This window comes from Cuspidothrix issatschenkoi CHARLIE-1 (genome assembly GCF_002934005.1).
Lineage (GTDB): Bacteria > Cyanobacteriota > Cyanobacteriia > Cyanobacteriales > Nostocaceae > Cuspidothrix > Cuspidothrix issatschenkoi.
Map to the genome: position 1 here is coordinate 1 of NZ_PGEM01000240.1, position 2,480 is coordinate 2,480.

Consider the following 2,480-nt stretch of genomic DNA (forward strand, 5'->3'; position numbering starts at 1 on the left):
ATATAGAAAAGAAGTGAATGCGCAAAAGACATAATCGATTCACAAAAAATAGGTACACGAAAAACAAGTTAAGGGATGCATAAACTGCATCCCTTAACTTACTTATTAAATAATTTATAGCTATTGAAAAGAGATAAGAATTGTTCAAAGCTAATATTGTTTAAATCGTCAATTCCTGCATGTTTTAAGGAATTGTTAAATTGATTTTTTGTAAATATTTTCTTGTATTCTTTGTTAACCCATTTCATAACGAAATAATTATACTTCTGTTTATCTTTGTGTGATATTCTTGATTTTTTTCTATTTAATCTGATAAGTGAGCTATTCACTTTAGGTTTAGGATGAAAATATTCTCTTGGAACCATACTTAATATAGAAATATCAACTTCTGCCATTAAAAATAATGCCAATGAGCGTTTTGTATTTAATAATCTTTTAGCAAACCCGTATTCCACGATTAAATAAATCTCATCAGCTATACTATCAAAAACAATTTTGCGTATTATATCCGTACTTATGTTATAAGGTATATTACCAAATATTTTATAGGATTGGTTTTTAGGAAATTTAAACTGCAATATATCCTTGTTTAAAACTTGGAAATTATCGTGATCAACAAGTTTATTTTCTGTAGTTTTGCATAATTTATGGTCTATTTCAATGGCAGTTACGAAATTACACCTCTGTACTAATTCAAGGGTAAAATGCCCTTTTCCTGAGCCGATTTCAAAGATATTATCATGTTCATTTAATCTTATATTTGTCATTATTTTATCTATATTATGTTTTGAAGTAATAAAGTTTTGACTGTGTTTTATATTTTTCTCGTTCATTATAACCCTCTTTAATTTGGTTATAATGAATTTTGCTTATTAACGATTCATTATAACCACTTATTTTTTGTTTGGTTGATAATGAACTGTGCTGATTACAAAAATACTAAAAATGCCCATATTTTTTCCTCCTTATAAAATTAGTATAATTATAGCACGAGCTCTGATAAATATGAACATGATGAGTGATCGTTAAATTTATACTGCAATCTGATGCGATTATTGAATAAAAGATATGAGAGATTTATCTAGTTTCTTTTTTTACAAGAAAAAAGAAAGTTCTTAAAGGTTTTATACTTTTGGTCGTAGAGCACACGGTTTAACGACTTAATTACGAAGTAAATAAGTCTAGTGTGTTAGACTTTAATGTTTTTTTAAGGCATTAGTGCATTTAAGCGTCAGAGCATGGCTTTATGCCGAGAAAACTATTGGTTGGAATGGCGTGTGTGTTAGCCAAAGCTTTGGCGAGTTGGTTGGGGGTTTCATGGGATTAATCCCATGAAAGTACCAACTCAACAACACACTAACGCCTGTTGGTTCCAACCAATAGGAAATTGGAATAAGCAATTAGTATAATGAGAGTATAATGTTGGTATAACGTTAGTATAATGATGCTTTTTTTCATTATATTTTTTATGTACTTTAAACCTGCACGCTTATGTGAATTAGAAAAAGCTTAATCGCATTTCATAGATTGACCTCCCAATAACTACGTGGTGTTATTGGGAGGTCAATCTATTTCATTTGCGTTAAGCTTTTGATCTACATTAAGCGTGCAGGTTTTTTGTCTATTTGTAGACGATTTTATGTTATACTAGTCCTTGAAAGAATAATAATCAGATAATGCATTTTCTTGTTTTTCATTTGCCTCTTGCTCAAAGTTCCCAAATTCGAGTAAGAGGTATTTTTGTTTTTGGTCGTCGCCTCTCATTAGTAGTTCAGGGTTTAACATTAATACTCCAGTTTTTCTTTTTATAATATTTCCTTCTTCTAAGATTTTAAGTGTTGTTATTACTGTTTGTAGACTTGTTCCTGTAGCTTTTGCTATTTCTCTTGTTGTAGCTATCATTGTATTGTTACTTAAGTGGACATTATCTAGGATATAGTTAACGATTTTAAGTTTTTTTCCGCCAATCATATCTAACATACTTATTAATTGCACTATATATGCCTTTACGAAGTTACCAGACGTTTGTTTACGGTATAACTTGTCTACCTCTATGACTTCTCCACTTTCTTCGTCTATGAGCCTCTGAGAGCCTTTATAGACTGTTCCATATCTTTCTTTCATCTTTTTCTCACTCCTTATTTTAAACTATTCTAACTATATCATAACTGTTCTAAAAAAAAAAGAACATTTGTTAAAAGAAATTAGAACAAAATGAGTGAAAAATTAGAACAAACAAATTCCTTATAAACCTTATCATCTCAACCTATATTAAGATTTTACCTAGTTGAATCTTCTTTTCTATATAAAGCGTCGGAGCATATCAGGGGGTTATCTAACGTAAATGCTACCCTTCGGCTCGCTTTCGCTCGGCATTGACGTCAGATACTGCACCCCCTGAACCCCCATGCTCCAACAGCAAAAAGGAAACTTTTTGCTGCTTTTCCGACGCTTATTCGCTTCGCTCATATTTATATAGA

General features: G+C 30.8%; 3 protein-coding genes. All 3 read right to left on the minus strand.

The window, feature by feature from the left end; genetic code table 11:
• Positions 1–98: 98 nt before the first annotated feature.
• A complete protein-coding gene (erm(C), locus tag CUN59_RS23050; protein ID WP_001003263.1) occupies positions 99–833 on the minus strand; it encodes a 23S rRNA (adenine(2058)-N(6))-methyltransferase Erm(C) in 735 nt (244 codons plus the stop codon).
• Positions 834–893: 60 nt separating this feature from the next.
• The gene (gene ermCL / locus CUN59_RS23055; protein ID WP_002497446.1) at positions 894–953 is read right to left on the minus strand and encodes a 23S rRNA methylase leader peptide ErmCL; all 60 of its coding nucleotides are present in this window, start codon (positions 951–953) and stop codon (positions 894–896) included.
• A gap of 694 nt (positions 954–1,647) precedes the next feature.
• Complete coding sequence (locus tag CUN59_RS23060; RefSeq protein ID WP_000664727.1) at positions 1,648–2,124, minus strand: replication/maintenance protein RepL; 477 nt, start codon at positions 2,122–2,124, stop codon at positions 1,648–1,650.
• Positions 2,125–2,480: the final 356 nt, after the last annotated feature.